1 protein-coding gene and 1 pseudogene are annotated in these 490 nt (G+C 70.0%); both read right to left on the minus strand.

What is annotated here, in order from left to right; genetic code table 11:
• Positions 1–178 (minus strand): annotated as a pseudogene (locus B9S61_RS03580) (DUF6457 domain-containing protein); the annotation flags it as partial.
• 20 nt (positions 179–198) lie between these two features.
• The coding region (locus B9S61_RS03585; protein ID WP_308457749.1) for a vitamin K epoxide reductase family protein at positions 199–490 on the minus strand (292 nt) is incomplete at its 5' end.

A 490-nucleotide genomic window follows, 5' to 3' on the forward strand; every position in this document is an offset into this window, starting at 1 on the left:
CCTCCGGGCCCCCGCCCGTAAACCCCGCCGCATAACCCACCAGGAACGTGGTCAGCGGGGCCGCGGGCCGGGCGACTCCATGCGCGGCGTCGCCCGCGAGGGCGAGGAGGAGGTCACGGTCGACCTCGACGCCGGCACCGAGCTCGGTCCGCACCGCGGCCGTCCATGCGGCCAGTACGTCGTCCATCCGTGTCCCCTTCACAGCAGGCTGCTCCAGTAGTCCCAGAAACGGGTGAGCACGAGCAGCGCGATCACCGCGTACCAGGCGCCGAGCAGCATCCACTGCGTGTCCCGGACGAGACCGTGGACTCCCCGGGGCAGCCGGAGCCAGCCCCGTTCCAGGCAGTGCAGGGTCACGAACCAGAAGAGGGCGATGGTCACGATCCAGACGACGACGCAGTACGGGCAGAGCTTGTTGAGTTCGTACAGTGACTGCCCGATCAGCCAGTGGACGAACACCACCCCGGCGAACGCGCCGGCGTCCAGCGCG

Origin of the sequence: Streptomyces sp. SM1, assembly GCF_002910825.1 — a bacterium.
GTDB lineage: Bacteria > Actinomycetota > Actinomycetes > Streptomycetales > Streptomycetaceae > Streptomyces > Streptomyces okerensis.